We start from the raw sequence: 13,950 nt of genomic DNA, 5'->3' as shown, positions 1-13,950 counted from the left end.
TACCTCCCGTCGGCGCGCCGACGGTGAGATGATGGCCCGGTGGCGCACTCGGACGAACCTGAGGACCGCACGGCATCGGCGCAACCGGTGGTGCGGCCGGGCACCCTCCTGCTGTCCTCGACGGAACTCTTCGAGCCCACGTTCCGTCGCACGGTCGTGTACATGCTCGAACACAACGACGCCGGCAGCCTCGGTGTGGTCCTGAACCGGCCGAGTGAGACCTCCGTGCAGGAGGTGCTCCCGCAGTGGGCGCCGCTCGCAGCCGCGCCGCAGGCGCTCTACATCGGCGGCCCGGTCACCCGGGACGCCGCGCTGTGCCTGGCGACCGTCCGCGCCGGCGTCGACGTCAGCGGGGTGCCGGGACTGCGCCGGATCGACGGCCGTGTGGTGATGGTGGACCTCGACGCCGACCCCGAACCGATCGCCGCGGTGATCGACGGGCTGCGCGTCTTCGCCGGCTACGCCGGGTGGACCATCGGCCAGCTCGACGCCGAGATCGACAACGACGACTGGATCGTGCTGTCCGCGTTGGCGTCCGACGTGATCAGTCCGCCGCGTGTGGACGTGTGGGGTCAGGTGCTGCGCCGCCAGCCGATGCCGCTGGCGCTGCTCGCGACGCACCCCATCGACGTCGACCTGAACTGACTGCGCGGCTACTCGACGAGCGCCCGGCGCACGGCGTCGATCGCGAGTGATCGCGCGACGACGGTCGCCCGGCAGTCCCGCAGGCTGTCGAGCATCAGGAAGTCGTGCACCATGCCCTCGACGCGGACGGCGGTGACATCGACGCCCGCGGCCCGCAGCTTCGCGGCGTACGCCTCGCCCTCGTCGCGCAGGACGTCGGCCTCGTCGGTGATCACCAGCGTCGTCGGCAGCGCGGCCAGCCGCTCCTCCGACGCGCGCAGCGGGGATGCGTACACGTCGCCACGCTGCTCCGGATCCGGAATGTACTGATCCCAGAACCATTTCATGCCGTCGCGGGTGAGGTAGTAGCCGTCGGCGAACTGCAGATACGACGCCGTGTCGAAGTTCGCGTCGGTCACCGGGTACAGCAGCACCTGCGCGCGCAGATCCACGTCGCCGCGTTCGGCGGCCATCAGCGCCAGCACCGTCGCCATGTTCCCGCCCACCGAATCCCCGCACACCGCGAGGCGGGACGTGTCGAGCCCGTACTCGCGGCCCTGTTTCGCGACCCACTGCGCAACCGCGTAGTTCTGCTCGATCTGGACGGGGTACTTCGCCTCGGGTGCCCGGTCGTACACCGGGAAGACGACGGCGACGCCGGCACCGACGGCGAGCTCGCGGACCAGGCGATCGTGGGTGTGCTCGTCACCGAACACCCAACCTGCACCGTGGATGTAGATCAGGACAGGCAGGTCACCGGACCCCTCCACCGGGCGCACGATCCGGGTACGGACTGTGCCGCGTTCGCCGGCGTCGACGTTCACCCACTGTTCCTCGACGAGCGGTTTCGGAACACCCTCCCCGGCCTGCAGATCGGCGAGGATCGCGCGTCCCTGTTCGGGCGGAACCTCGTAGATTCGCGGGTGGGGTGCGGTCGCGTCGGCGAGTTCCTGTGCGGCTGATTCGAGTACGGGATCGGGTGGATCGGGCAGTGCGGACATGATGGGCTCCTTCGTCCGTCTCTGGGCGGGCCTGTCTCAGTGTGCGAAGTGCTTCGCCTTCGAGTGGATGGCTACCCCGTCCTGGCTCAGGTAGTCGAGGACCGTGCGGATGTCGTCGAACAGCAGACGCGCGAGGTCGGCGCTGAAGCCCTCGCGGACCACGACGCGGAGCACCGCGACGTCGGTGGCGTTCGCGGGCATCGTGTACGCGGGCACCTGCCACCCGCGGGCGCGCAGCTCGTGGGAGATGTCGAAGACGGTGAAGTCCTGTTCGCCGGTGAGTTCGAACGCGAGCACCGGGATGTCCGATCCGTCGCTGATGACGCGGAAGTTCCCGTCGTCGGCGAGCTTGCCGCTCAACCACATCGCGGTGCTGCGCAGCGATTTCATGATGTTGTGATAGCCGGATCGGCCCAGGCGCAGGAAGTTGTAGTACTGACCCACGATCTGGTTGCCGGGCCGCGAGAAGTTCAGGGTGAACGTCGGCATGTCGCCGCCGAGGTAGTTCACCCTGAACACGAGTTCCTCCGGCAGATGCTCACTGTCGCGCCAGATCACGAACCCGATACCCGGGTAGGTCAGCCCGAACTTGTGACCGCTCACGTTGATCGACACGACCCGCGGAATCCGGAAGTCCCACTCCAACTCCGGATTCAGGAAGGGGACGACGAATCCGCCGCTGGCCGCGTCGACGTGCAGCGGGACGTCGGGCCCGCCGCCCGCCGCGACGGCGTCGAGGGCCTCCGCGATCTCCTTCACCGGTTCCAGTTCGCCGGTGTAGGTGGTGCCGAAGATCGCGACGACGCCGATGGTGTTCTCGTCCACCGCCTCCGTCACCTGTTCGGGCGTGATCACGTAGCGCCCGGGTTCCATCGGCAGGTACACCGGCTCGACGTCGAAGTAGCGGCAGAACTTCTCCCACACCACCTGGACGTTGCTGCCCATCACGAGTTTCGGCCTGGACGCGTCGAGGCCGGCCTTCTCGCGGGCCTGTCGCCACCGCCACTTCATCGCCAGGCCGCCGAGCATGACGGCCTCGCTGGAGCCGATCGTGGAGACGCCGGTGGCCGACGCCGGATCGTCGTCGACCAGGTCGGGGGCGTTGAAGAGGGCAGCGACCATGTTGACGCAGCGCTGTTCGATCGCCGACGTGGCCGGATACTCGTCCTTGTCGATGAGGTTCTTGTCGAACGTCTCGGCCATGAGGGTGCCCGCCTCGGGGTCCATCCACGTCGTGACGAACGTCGCGAGGTTCAGGCGCGAGCTGCCGTCGAGCATCAGTTCGTCGTGGATGAAGCGGTAGGCCGCGCGCGGGTCCATGTCGTCGTCGGGCAACCGCAGCGCGGGAACCGGATTCGTCGCGATGCGGCCCGTGTAGGCGGGCATGATGACGTCGCGGGACTCGTGGTTGTGATGGTGATGGTGGTGGTTGTTGCTCACGCTCGCCTCCGATGGGACTGCGGCTACCTCGGACACACCTGACCTGTCCCCATTGAACCCCAGGAGCGACGCCGGTGTGGGCGAACGCGAGTGCGGTCAGGCGGTGACCGGGTCCGGGTCGGTCCGCTTCGCGTAGTGCTGGGCCAGTGCCGCGCAGACGATCAGCTGGATCTGGTGGAAGATCATCAACGGCAGCACGATCAGTCCCACGGGCTGCCCGGCGAACAGCACCGACGCCATCGGCAGGCCCGTCGCGAGGCTCTTCTTGGAGCCGCAGAAGATGATGACGATCCGGTCGGGCAGCGAGAACCCGAGCTTTCTGCCGGCAAACGCGGTCGCCCCCAGCACGACCGCGAGGATGCCGCAGCAGACCGCCACCACCGCCGCGACCTCGAGCACCGTCACGGTGCTCCAGATGTGTTCGTTCATCGACTCGCTGAACGCCGAGAACACGACGAGCAGGATCGACCCGCGGTCGACGAGCTTGGTCGGTTCCGCGTACTTCTTCAGCCAGTCGATGACGAGCGGGCGGATGAGCTGGCCGACCATGAACGGCAGCAGCAACTGCAACACGATGTCGAGCACCGACGAGAAGTCGACGGTGGCCTCACCGGTGGTGTTCATCAACAGGATCACCAGCAGCGGCGTGACGAAGACGCCCAGCAGGTTCGAGAACGACGCGCTCACGATCGCGCCCGCGACGTTGCCCCGCGCGATCGATGTGAACGCGATCGACGACTGCACCGTGGACGGCACCAGACACAGGTACAGGATGCCGGTGTACATCTCGTCGGTGATGACCGTCGGCACCAGGATCCGCAGCGCCAAGCCGATGAGCGGGAACAGCACGAACGTCGCGGCGAACACCACCGAGTGCAGGCGCCAGTGCTTGAGTCCCTGCAGCGCCTCGGCGGGCGACAGGCGCGCGCCGTAGAGCAGGAACAGGAAGCCGATCGCGATCTTGGTGGCCCAGTCGAGGACGGTCTGTCCGCCGCCGGATACGGGGAACAGGCTCCCGAGGATCGCCACGGCGACGATGGCGAGAATGAATCCATCGATGTAGAACCTGCTCAGAAACTTCACCGGTCAACGGTATCTTTCCCGAACTTGATCATGAAAGCCGTTCACCCCGTTAACTGCGATCGTATTTCGTGATAAGCAGGACCGATGTTCGATCCGGTGCTCCTCAGGACGTTCCTCGCCGTCGAGCAGGCGGGCGGGTTCACCGCCGCCGCGCGCCAGCTGGGTCTGCGGCAGTCGACGGTGAGCGGGCACATCGCACGGCTCGAGAAGGCCGCGGGACGGCACCTCCTCAGCCGCGACACCCACACCGTGGAGCTCACCGCGGACGGCACGGCGATGGTGGGCTTCGCGCGGTCGATCCTCGACGCACAGGATCGCGCCGCCCGCTACTTCGAGGGCTCGACGCTCACCGGACGGCTGCGGTTCGGGGCGGCCGAGGACCTCGTCGCCAAGGGGCTGCCGCAGATCCTCCGCGATTTCCGGCGCACCCATCCGCTCGTCGATCTGCAGCTCACCGTCGGGCTCAGTCGCGCCGTGCACGCGCAGTTGCGGGCCGGCGACCTGGACCTCGCGTTCGTGATGCGACGGCCCGGCGAGCCGCACGGCGACCTGGTGTGGCGGGACCGGCTGGTGTGGGGTGGCACGGCCGAGGCGGAATGGGACCCGGCGGCGCCGGTGCCGCTCGTCGCGTACCCGCCGCCGAGTATCACCCGTGCGTGCGCGCTCGGAGCTCTCGAAGCGGCGCGGTTGCCCAGCCGCATCACGTGCCTGGCGAACAGCCGCGCCGGACTGCGAGCGGCTGTCCTGGCCGGGCTGGGGTTCATCGTGCACGCGCAGTCGCTGTTGCCGACCGAGTTGCGGCCCGTCGGCGAGAGCCTGGGCCTGCCGGACCCGGGCGATGTCGAGTTCGTGTTGCTGAGCCGCGCGAGCACCCCCAGCGAGCCCGAGGTGGCGCTGATGGAGGCGATCCGGGCGTCGGCGCTGTGAGGGCTGTGAGGTACTAGGACCGAGCCAGGCGCCGGTCCGCGAGGGTGTTGAGCGCCCCGGCGATCTCCTCGGCGCGCGGGGTGGTGACGGTGAGCCGGTCCCCGCACGCGAAGGTGATCACGACGGCGGGCCCGGTGCGGGTGACGACGCCGCAGTTGCCGCGCGCCTTCACCTTGATGCCCCAGCCGCCGAAGTCCGGGAACGGGCGGATCTCGTCGACCCGAGCGCCGAGCACCTCGTCGGTGCCGTACTCGATCGCCGTCATACCCAGGTTCCGGACGCGGATGCCGTCGGCGTCGACGACGAGCCGGAACTGCAGCAGGGTGACGGCGAGCAGCACCACCGGCAGATACACGCCCAGCGGCCACCATGCGCCCGCGAACCAGCAGACCAGGACCGCGGGCGCGGCGAGGACGAGAGCGGTCGCGGCGAGTCCGCCCGCGGTCATTCCGACCTCGTCGGTGATCGGCAGTTCGACGGCGCCGCGGGGCAGCGCGGCGGCCGGCGCCTCGGTGGAGGGGGTGCGGGTCCGGTAGTCACGCAGAAGCGACGCGCCGATCAGGCCCACGACCGTGCCGGCGACCAGGCCCAGCACGATCAGGCCGGCGGACATCTCGGCGTCGGAGCCGTCGGTGAGATCGAGCTGCCCGAGGATCATCGAGAACTCGGCGGCCACGATCACCCCGACCGCCGCCGAGCCGATCAGGAGCATCGTCCGGCGCGTCACCAGGCGTGCCTGCGCCAGCGCGGCAACGGCGCTGCAGCCGCCGCCGACGAGCAGCACGATCGCCGCCATCGACCAGGCACTCGCGGAAGGCGTCATGAACCCGTCGGGCGAGTCACCGGACCAGTGGGTGGCGATCTGCGCGGGCAGACGGGATGCGAGGGCGTACGTCGTGACGACGCCGGCCGCTGCGGCCAGCACCGGAACGACGATTCCGAAGACGGCCCCTGCGGGGTCGATGACACGCGGGCCGGGTGTGGGTGTGGTCACACCCCGGATTCAACCAGTCAGGCCGGTTCGCACGCGCCCTTGAGGCTGCATGCGCCGCACGAGGTGCCGCAGCCACTGGTCTCGGGCAGCGCCCCGGCGGCCTTGGATCCGAGGGTGCCGCCGGCCGCGATCGTGAACAGGGCCGCGACGAGCGCCACGATCACCGCGACGATCGGGAGCACGCCGTCGAGCAGGACGGCGGCGAGGCCACCGATCACCAGGACACCGGCCGCGGCCAGCATCGTGGGGGCGGCAACCTTGTTGGCCAGCGCAAACGTCTCTTCGTCGCGCAACGATTGGGGGGTGCGGACGCCGAACCATCGGTTACGTTCGAGCCGACCGGTCAGTCCGGCGAATCCGATGGCGCCGAGCGCGAGAGCGGCGATGAACAGCACGACAGCGACGATGACCACGCATCCACGATAGAGCCTGGTGGAGCGGGCCGGGGTTCCTGGGTGTTCCTGGCTGTCCTCGGGGTCCGCCGACGCTTTACCCTGGTTGACGGTATTCCCGTCATCCAAGTAGATAGCGACCACAGTGACCGAGCCAGTTCAGCAAGCCTCATCCCCCGACGACTCGACGCCGCAGCACCGCTACACCGCGGAGCTCGCCGGCCGGATCGAGAAGCGCTGGCAGGACCTGTGGAGCGAGCGCGGGACCTTCGACGCCCCCAACCCGGTGGGGCCGCTGGCGCCGACGGACGGGTCCCCGGTTCCCCCGGACAAGCTGTTCGTGCAGGACATGTTCCCTTACCCGTCGGGTGCGGGTCTGCACGTGGGCCACCCGCTCGGGTACATCGCCACCGACGTCTTCGCGCGGTACCACCGCATGCAGGGGCGCAACGTCCTGCACACTCTCGGTTACGACGCGTTCGGTCTGCCGGCCGAGCAGTACGCGGTGCAGACGGGCACGCATCCGCGCACCACGACCGAGGCGAACATCGCGAACATGCAGCGTCAGTTGCGTCGTCTGGGCCTGGGCCACGACGAGCGCCGCTCGATCGCGACGACGGACGTCGACTTCTACCACTGGACGCAGTGGATCTTCCTGCAGATCTACAACGCCTGGTACGACACCGCGCAGGGCAAGGCCCGGCGCATTTCCGAGCTCGAGGCCGAGTTCGCCTCGGGTGAGCGCACTCTCGAAGACGGCCGCGACTGGTCGTCGCTGGACGCTGTGGAGCGTAGCAAGGTCCTGGACTCCTACCGCCTTGTCTACCATTCGGATTCGATGGTCAACTGGTGCCCCGGACTGGGCACCGTGCTGGCCAACGAGGAGGTCACGGCGGACGGCCGCAGCGAGCGCGGCAACTTCCCGGTGTTCCGGAAGCACCTGCAGCAGTGGATGATGCGCATCACCGCGTACTCCGACCGCCTGGTCGACGACCTCGAGCACCTGGACTGGCCGGAGAAGGTCAAGTCCATGCAGCGCAACTGGATCGGGCGCTCGCACGGTGCCCAGGTGAAGTTCGATTCGAACGGCCACGGCATCGAGGTGTTCACCACGCGTCCGGACACGCTGTTCGGTGCCACCTACGTGACGCTGGCCCCCGAGCACGACCTGGTCGACCGGCTGGTGGCAGCGGAGTGGCCCGAGGGCGTCGATCCCCGGTGGACCGGCGGGGCCGCCACGCCGGCCGAGGCCGTCGCCGCGTACCGCGCGTCGATCGCGGCCAAGACCGACCTCGAGCGCCAGGAGAACAAGGAGAAGACCGGCGTCTTCCTCGGCGTCTACGCCGTGAACCCGGTCAACGGGCACAAGCTGCCGGTGTTCATCGCCGACTACGTGCTCACCGGCTACGGCACCGGCGCGATCATGGCCGTGCCCGGCCACGACCAGCGCGACTGGGAGTTCGCGACCGCCTTCGGTCTCGACATCGTCGAGGTCATCAAGGGCGGTGACCTGTCCGAGGCCGCGTTCACCGGTGACGGACCGTTGGTCAACAGCGACTACCTGGACGGCCTCGACGTGGCCGACGCCAAGAAGGCCGTCATCGCACGGCTCGAGGCCGACGGCGTCGGCACCGGCACCATCCAGTACAAGCTGCGCGACTGGCTGTTCGCGCGCCAGCGCTACTGGGGCGAGCCGTTCCCGATCGTGTACGACGCCGATGGTGTCGCGCACCCGCTGCCGGAATCGGCTCTGCCCGTGGAACTTCCGGAGGTCGAGGACTACGCGCCGGTGTCGTTCGATCCGGACGACGCCAGCTCCGAGCCCTCTCCCCCGCTGGCCAAGGCCACCGACTGGGTGAACGTCGAGCTCGATCTCGGTGACGGCCTCAAGGACTACCGCCGCGACACCAACGTGATGCCGCAGTGGGCGGGCAGCTCGTGGTACCAGCTGCGCTACATCGACCCCACCAACAGCGAGCAGTTCGTCGCGCCCGAGAACGAGGCCTACTGGACCGGTCCGCGCCCGGACATCCACGGTCCGGGCGATCCCGGCGGCGTCGACCTGTACGTCGGCGGCGTCGAGCACGCCGTGCTGCACCTGCTGTACTCGCGGTTCTGGCACAAGGTGCTGTTCGACCTGGGCTACGTCAGCTCCAGCGAGCCGTACCGCCGCCTGTACAACCAGGGCTACATCCAGGCGTACGCGTACACCGACGACCGCGGCGTCTACGTCCCGGCCGCCGAGGTGACCGAGAAGGACGGCAAGTTCTTCTACGAGGGCGCCGAGGTCAAGCGCGAATACGGAAAGATGGGCAAGAGCCTCAAGAATTCCGTTGCGCCCGACCAGATCTGCGACGAGTTCGGCGCCGACACCCTGCGCGTCTACGAGATGGCGATGGGTCCGTTGGACACTTCGCGTCCCTGGGCGACCAAGGACGTCATCGGCGCGCACCGCTTCCTGCAGCGTGCGTGGCGCGTCGTCGTCGACGAGGAGACCGGTGACCTGCGCGTCACCGACGCGGAGCCGTCCGAGGACACGCTGCGTGCCCTCAACAAGACGATCGACGGCGTCGCCGAGGACTACGCGGCGCTGCGCGACAACACCGCGGTCGCGAAGTTGATCGAGTACACCAACCACCTCACAAAGGAGTACCCGGCCGGTGCGCCGCGGTCGGTGGTGGAGCCGCTGGCGCTGATGCTCGGCCCGATCGCCCCGCACCTCGCGGAGGAGCTGTGGTCGCGCCTGGGCCACACCGAGTCGCTCGCGCACGGCCCGTTCCCCACCGCCGACGAGAAGTGGCTGGTGGAGGACACCGTCGAGTACCCGATCCAGGTCAACGGCAAGGTCCGCAGCCGCATCAACGTCGCAGCCGACGCGGCCCGCGAGGACATCGAGAAGATCGCCCTCGCGGACGAGAAGATCGTTGCGCTGCTGGACGGCAACGATCCCCGCAAGGTGATCGTCGTGCCCGGCAAGATGGTCAATATCGTCCTCTAGGCGCTTCGCACCCGTGCGCCTTTTCGGTAGTTCCAGCTACCAAAAAGGCGCACGGGTGGCGCAGCCGCCTCAGCACTCCGACGGCGCGGGTTCGCCGCGCAGGCGGGCGTCGACCCACTCGAAGGCACCGGAGTTGCCGAGCGCTTCCCCCAGGAAGTGCTCGCCGGGCACCTGCCGGTAGACGGCGGCGACACCGTAGCCGCACTGCTCGTCGTACAGGTTGCGGGCGCCCAGGGCGGGGATCCAGAAGTCCTGCCCGCCGTTGTAGATGTACAGCGGGGTGCCGGAGACGAGGTCGGCCATCTTCATCTTGGTGTAGATGTCGTGGGCGACAGGTGAATTCAATGCGTCGACGACGTTCGCGAGCGCCTCGGCGGGGATCCCGAACACGCCCGACGCGCCGAGGTTGAGCATGCACTGATCCTTGATCGACGAGATGCCGATGCGCTGGCCGAGGCCGTTGATCAGCGGCAGGATCTCGAGGTTCTGCCGGGAGATCCCGAACACCGCGGCGAGGAACAGCCCGCTCGCGAGGTTGCCGTTCATGGTGCGTCCGAGCATCTCGAAGTCGGCCGGCACCCCGCCCATCGCGGCGCCGACGATGTCGGGCGCCAGCTCCGGCGCATACCCGTCGAGCAGTTTGGCTGCGCCGTGTGTGGCGATCGCCCCGCCGGAGTAGCCCATCATGGCGATCTTGCTGGTGCCGAACTCGGCGGGAAAGGCGTTCCGCATGCCGCGGATGGTGTCGAGGATCGCGTGTCCGGCGGCGTATGGTTCGCCGTACGCCATCGACGGCCCTTCGTGGTCCGGGATGAGGACGGCGTAACCGCGTTCCTCGGCCTTCGCCGTGACGGGGCGGACCAACTCGACGAAGTTTGTCGACGGGGTGATCCCGTTGGCCATGGTGTGGGACGGTGTGCAGGCCCGTCCGAGGCTGTTGATCGGCACGTTGTTGACCAGGACCGGACGTGGTCCGGGACCGGGCCAGACGCCGGCGGGGATGACGAGCGTCGCGGTCGCAAACGTGGGCGCCCCCGACGCGTCGGTGGTCTTCACCTTGATCTGCTTGACCTCGCGCACCGGCCCGAACAGCAGATTCTTCGCGACCGGCGTGACGTCGCGGACCTCGACGAGCTCACCGTTCGCCATGCCGGGCAGCCCGGGCGGGAAGTAGTCGAAGAACGCCTCGCCGATCGGCGACGGCAGCGACTCCTGGTGCAGGGTCTCGAGCGGCGGCGGGGCCAGATCGGGTTCCGGCACCACCGAGCCCACCAGCCCGGGGATCCACGATCCGAACGCCGACCGAGCCAACGACGCGGTTCCCCACGAGCCGGTGATCGGGGTGGTGCCGTTGGAGCCGGTACCGTCCGAACCTGTTCCGTCGGTGAGCGATCCGGGCCCGATGAAGCCCTGCCCGGCCGCGCTGCCCGTCGATCCCACTCCGCCGATACTGGTGTCCGGAAGGGCGCTCCCGCTCGACTGTGCGGCCGCGGCGCCGGAACCTCCCCCGACCACGACACTCACCGCGAGTGCGGTGACCACCATCCGACCCCAGAATCCCCCACGCTGGTTTGGCATGCGCGGGAACCTACCCAAGGCACTTCGTGCCCGTGCGCGTTTTCGGTGGACTCGGCTACCAAAAAGGCGCACGGGTGCCGAAGGCGCCTCAGTAGTAGACGGCGATCGGGCCGTTCGGGCCGGGCATGCACGAGACCGGGGTGTCGAAGACCCGGCCCAGCGTCTCGTCGACCAAAATTTCTGTCGGCGTGCCGAATTCGACCACCTGGCCGTCCTTCATCGCGCAGATCCGGTCTGCGTAGTGCGCGGCGAAGTTGATGTCGTGCAGCACGATCACCACGGTGCGTCCGAGTTCGTCGGCCACCTTCCGCAGGTGCTTCATCATCTGCACCGAGTGCTTCATGTCGAGGTTGTTGAGCGGCTCGTCGAGCAGGATGTAGTCGGTTTCCTGGCACAGCACCATCGCCACGTAGGCGCGCTGACGCTGCCCGCCGGACAGTTGGTCGAGGTACCGGCCCTCGAGTTCCGATAGGCCGAAGAAGTCGATCGCCCGGGTGACCGCCTCCTCGTCGACGCGGGTGAGTCGGCCCTTGGTGTGCGGGAACCGGCCGAACCCGACGAGTTGGCGCACCGTGAGTCGGGTGACGAAGTGGTTCTCCTGCCGCAGGATCGAGACGATCTTGGCGAGATCCTTCGAGCGCGTGCGCGTCACGTCGTGGCCGCCGATCTCGATGCTGCCCGCGTCCGGACTCAGCAGTCGTCCGATCACCGTGAGCAGCGTCGACTTGCCGGCGCCGTTGGGGCCGGCGAGTGCGGTGATGCCGCCCGCCGGGATCCGGAGGTCGATCGGGCCGATCGTCACCGCTCGGCTGTAGTCCTTGCGGATGCCCTTGATCTCGATCACAGTCTGCCCTTCCGCAGGATCACGATGAGGAACGTGGCGCCGCCGACGGCCTCGATGATGATCGACACCGCGCCCTGGGCGTAGAAGATGTTCTTGAGCACGAAGTAGGCGCCGGTGAGGATGACGAAGCCGGTCAGCACCGCGACCGGGAAGATGTAGCGATGGTCGTGGGTGCCCGCGAACTGGTACGCCAGCGTGGCGACCAGGAAGCCGAGGAAGGTCATCGGGCCGATGAGCGCGGTGGACACGGCCATCAGCACGGACACCAGGAACAGCACGATCATGACTTCGCGGCGGTGGTCCAGTCCCAGGTTCGTCGTGACGTCCCGGCCCATCGCCACCAGGTTGAGCCGTCGGGCCCGCCACCACAGCGCTCCCGCCGCCGCGAGGCACAGGGGCACAGCCAGCGGCAGGTAGGCCACCTCGGCGTTCGAGATCGAGCCGAACAGTTTGGCGGTGAGGACGTCGAATTCGCTCGGTGTCAGCAGCCGCTGCATGAATGCCGACACCGACCCGAGCCCGCCGCCGAGGATGATGCCGACCAGCAGCATCACCTGCATGTTCCCGTACTTGCCGGACAGCAGCCAGCCGTACAGCAGCATCGCGAAGACCACCATGATCGTCAGCTGCAGCGCGAATTGCGGGACGCCCTGCAGTGCAACAACTCCCGCGGCACCGAGGAAGAAAACCGAGGCGGTCTGAACGGCGACGTACAGGGCTTCGAATCCCATGATCGACGGCGTGATGATCCGGTTGTTCGTCGCCGATTGGAACGCGACGGTCGCCATCGCCTGGCAGATCACGACGATCGCGATGACGACCAAGCTGGTCGCCCGCAGTTCGGCGACCCGCCAGAAGCCGGGGCTGCCCACCGGCAACGGGTTGTCCCATGCCAGCACGCCGAACGCGAATGCGACTGCGAGAACAACGAGCCCGCTCACCACGGCCCAGTAGCGACGACGGTCGCGGACGGTGGCGAAGGCGCCGCTGCCGGCTCGCTCGCGCGTGGCCGGCGTCTCGACGACGGCCGGGGTCGGTTGGATCTCAAGCATGGCGGCGGCTCCGGAGCAGCATGGCGACGAAGACGATCGATCCGACGACACCGAGGATCAGCGACACGGGGACCTCGAACGGCGCGATGATCGTCCGGCCCACCAGGTCGCAGACGGTGACGATCGCGACGCCCAGCAGGCACACCCAGGGCAGGTTGCTGCGGAGATCGTCGCCGCGGACCATCGACACGATGTTCGGCACGATCAGCCCGAGGAAGGGCAGGTTGCCCACCACGACGGTGACGACGCCGGTGGCGATCGCGATCAGGCCCGTACCCAGGAGGATGATGCGGTTGTAGTCGAGGCCGACATTGGTGGCGACGTCCTCGCCGAGCCCCGCGACGGTGAACCGGTCGGCGGCGACGAACACGGCCACCGCGACGATCGCCACGATCCACAGCACCTCGTACTGGCCGCGGATGGCGGAGGTGAAGCTGCCGGCGAACCAGATGCCCATGCTCTGCAGCAGGTCGGTGGCGAGCGCGAGGTAGGTGGTGATGGCACCGACCACCGCGCCCAGCATGATGCCGACGATCGGCACGATCAGCGACGAGGTCAGCTGGACGCGGCGCAGGAACAGGAAGAAGATCAGGGTGCCGACGAAGGCGGCCACGATGGCGCCGATCATCCGCGGCATCAGACCGGCGCCCGGTGCCACGATCATCATGATCATCAGGCCGAGCCCCGCCCACTCGGTGGTGCCGGTGGTGGTGGGTTCGACGAACCGGTTCTGCGTCAGCAGCTGCATGACCAGGCCGGACATCGCCATCGCGGCGCCCGCGAGTACCAGCGCGACGGTGCGGGGGATGCGGGTGATGTTGAACATCTCCCAGCCGGCCTCGCCGCCGAAGATGTCGAACACGCCGGTGAACAGCGAGAGCGTCAGCAATACGCCGACGCCGAGGAAGCCGAGCAACAGCTTCCAGTCGAACAGGCGACCCTTGTCGCGGACCGTGACGGTCGGTGCACTCATCGGAGAAACTTCCGTACTGCGAGCAAGTGGCTACCCCGTGGTTC

Annotated in this window: 12 protein-coding genes; 3 read left to right on the top strand and 9 right to left on the bottom strand. The window is 68.2% G+C overall.

Annotated features, from left to right (window positions below):
- The first annotated feature begins 39 nt into the window (after positions 1-39).
- Entirely contained in the window at positions 40-645 is a 606-nt protein-coding gene (locus A6I89_RS11245; RefSeq protein ID WP_005516678.1) for a YqgE/AlgH family protein, read from the top strand.
- A gap of 8 nt (positions 646-653) precedes the next feature.
- Here the strand turns inward: A6I89_RS11245 and A6I89_RS11240 are convergent, their stop codons facing one another.
- The 3 genes from A6I89_RS11240 to A6I89_RS11230 form a co-directional block, all read right to left on the bottom strand.
- The gene (locus tag A6I89_RS11240; protein WP_005516680.1) at positions 654-1,625 is read right to left on the bottom strand and encodes an alpha/beta hydrolase; all 972 of its coding nucleotides are present in this window, start codon (positions 1,623-1,625) and stop codon (positions 654-656) included.
- Between the two features lie 36 nt (positions 1,626-1,661).
- Complete coding sequence (gene gad, locus A6I89_RS11235; RefSeq protein WP_044991521.1) at positions 1,662-3,011, bottom strand: glutamate decarboxylase; 1,350 nt, start codon at positions 3,009-3,011, stop codon at positions 1,662-1,664.
- Between the two features lie 150 nt (positions 3,012-3,161).
- Complete coding sequence (locus A6I89_RS11230) at positions 3,162-4,148, bottom strand: bile acid:sodium symporter family protein (RefSeq protein WP_005516682.1); 987 nt, start codon at positions 4,146-4,148, stop codon at positions 3,162-3,164.
- Positions 4,149-4,232: 84 nt separating this feature from the next.
- Between A6I89_RS11230 and A6I89_RS11225 the strand changes: the two genes are divergently transcribed.
- A complete protein-coding gene (locus tag A6I89_RS11225) occupies positions 4,233-5,075 on the top strand; it encodes a LysR substrate-binding domain-containing protein (RefSeq protein WP_022598658.1) in 843 nt (280 codons plus the stop codon).
- 13 nt (positions 5,076-5,088) lie between these two features.
- Here the strand turns inward: A6I89_RS11225 and A6I89_RS11220 are convergent, their stop codons facing one another.
- Complete coding sequence (locus tag A6I89_RS11220; RefSeq protein ID WP_022598656.1) at positions 5,089-6,069, bottom strand: DUF1648 domain-containing protein; 981 nt, start codon at positions 6,067-6,069, stop codon at positions 5,089-5,091.
- A gap of 17 nt (positions 6,070-6,086) precedes the next feature.
- Entirely contained in the window at positions 6,087-6,482 is a 396-nt protein-coding gene (locus A6I89_RS11215) for an SdpI family protein (RefSeq protein ID WP_022598654.1), read from the bottom strand.
- Between the two features lie 124 nt (positions 6,483-6,606).
- Between A6I89_RS11215 and leuS the strand changes: the two genes are divergently transcribed.
- Positions 6,607-9,459: a leucine--tRNA ligase gene (gene leuS / locus A6I89_RS11210; RefSeq protein ID WP_022598652.1), complete on the top strand. Its 2,853-nt coding sequence runs from the start codon at positions 6,607-6,609 to the stop codon at positions 9,457-9,459.
- Positions 9,460-9,528: 69 nt separating this feature from the next.
- Here the strand turns inward: leuS and A6I89_RS11205 are convergent, their stop codons facing one another.
- The 4 genes from A6I89_RS11205 to A6I89_RS11190 form a co-directional block, all read right to left on the bottom strand.
- Positions 9,529-11,037, bottom strand: a complete 1,509-nt coding sequence (locus tag A6I89_RS11205; protein WP_232244823.1) for a lipase family protein — start codon at positions 11,035-11,037, stop codon at positions 9,529-9,531.
- An 88-nt stretch (positions 11,038-11,125) separates the two neighbouring features.
- Positions 11,126-11,881 carry an iron ABC transporter ATP-binding protein gene (locus A6I89_RS11200; RefSeq protein ID WP_022598648.1) on the bottom strand — a complete coding sequence of 252 codons (756 nt, stop codon included), beginning with the start codon at positions 11,879-11,881 and terminating at the stop codon, positions 11,126-11,128.
- A complete protein-coding gene (locus tag A6I89_RS11195) occupies positions 11,878-12,933 on the bottom strand; it encodes an iron chelate uptake ABC transporter family permease subunit (RefSeq protein ID WP_022598645.1) in 1,056 nt (351 codons plus the stop codon). Before A6I89_RS11195 ends, A6I89_RS11200 begins: the two co-directional genes overlap by 4 nt.
- Complete coding sequence (locus A6I89_RS11190; protein ID WP_013417668.1) at positions 12,926-13,906, bottom strand: ABC transporter permease; 981 nt, start codon at positions 13,904-13,906, stop codon at positions 12,926-12,928. The genes A6I89_RS11195 and A6I89_RS11190 overlap by 8 nt, the downstream gene beginning before the upstream one ends.
- Positions 13,907-13,950: the final 44 nt, after the last annotated feature.

Source organism: Prescottella equi, from assembly GCF_002094305.1.
Taxonomy (GTDB): Bacteria; Actinomycetota; Actinomycetes; order Mycobacteriales; family Mycobacteriaceae; genus Prescottella; species Prescottella equi.
Note: the sequence above shows the minus strand (reverse complement) of the source record. Positions and strands in the feature narration are given on the sequence as shown.

Bases quoted from the DNA above. Each gene is read 5' to 3' on its own strand.
- gad (WP_044991521.1), bottom strand. From the start codon at position 3,011: ATGCCCGCCTACACGGGCCGCATCGCGACGAATCCGGTTCCCGCGCTG.
- A6I89_RS11190 (WP_013417668.1), bottom strand. From the start codon at position 13,906: ATGAGTGCACCGACCGTCACGGTCCGCGACAAGGGTCGCCTGTTCGAC.
- A6I89_RS11195 (WP_022598645.1), bottom strand. From the start codon at position 12,933: ATGCTTGAGATCCAACCGACCCCGGCCGTCGTCGAGACGCCGGCCACG.
- A6I89_RS11205 (WP_232244823.1), bottom strand. From the start codon at position 11,037: ATGCCAAACCAGCGTGGGGGATTCTGGGGTCGGATGGTGGTCACCGCA.
- A6I89_RS11240 (WP_005516680.1), bottom strand. From the start codon at position 1,625: ATGTCCGCACTGCCCGATCCACCCGATCCCGTACTCGAATCAGCCGCA.
- A6I89_RS11225 (WP_022598658.1), top strand. From the start codon at position 4,233: ATGTTCGATCCGGTGCTCCTCAGGACGTTCCTCGCCGTCGAGCAGGCG.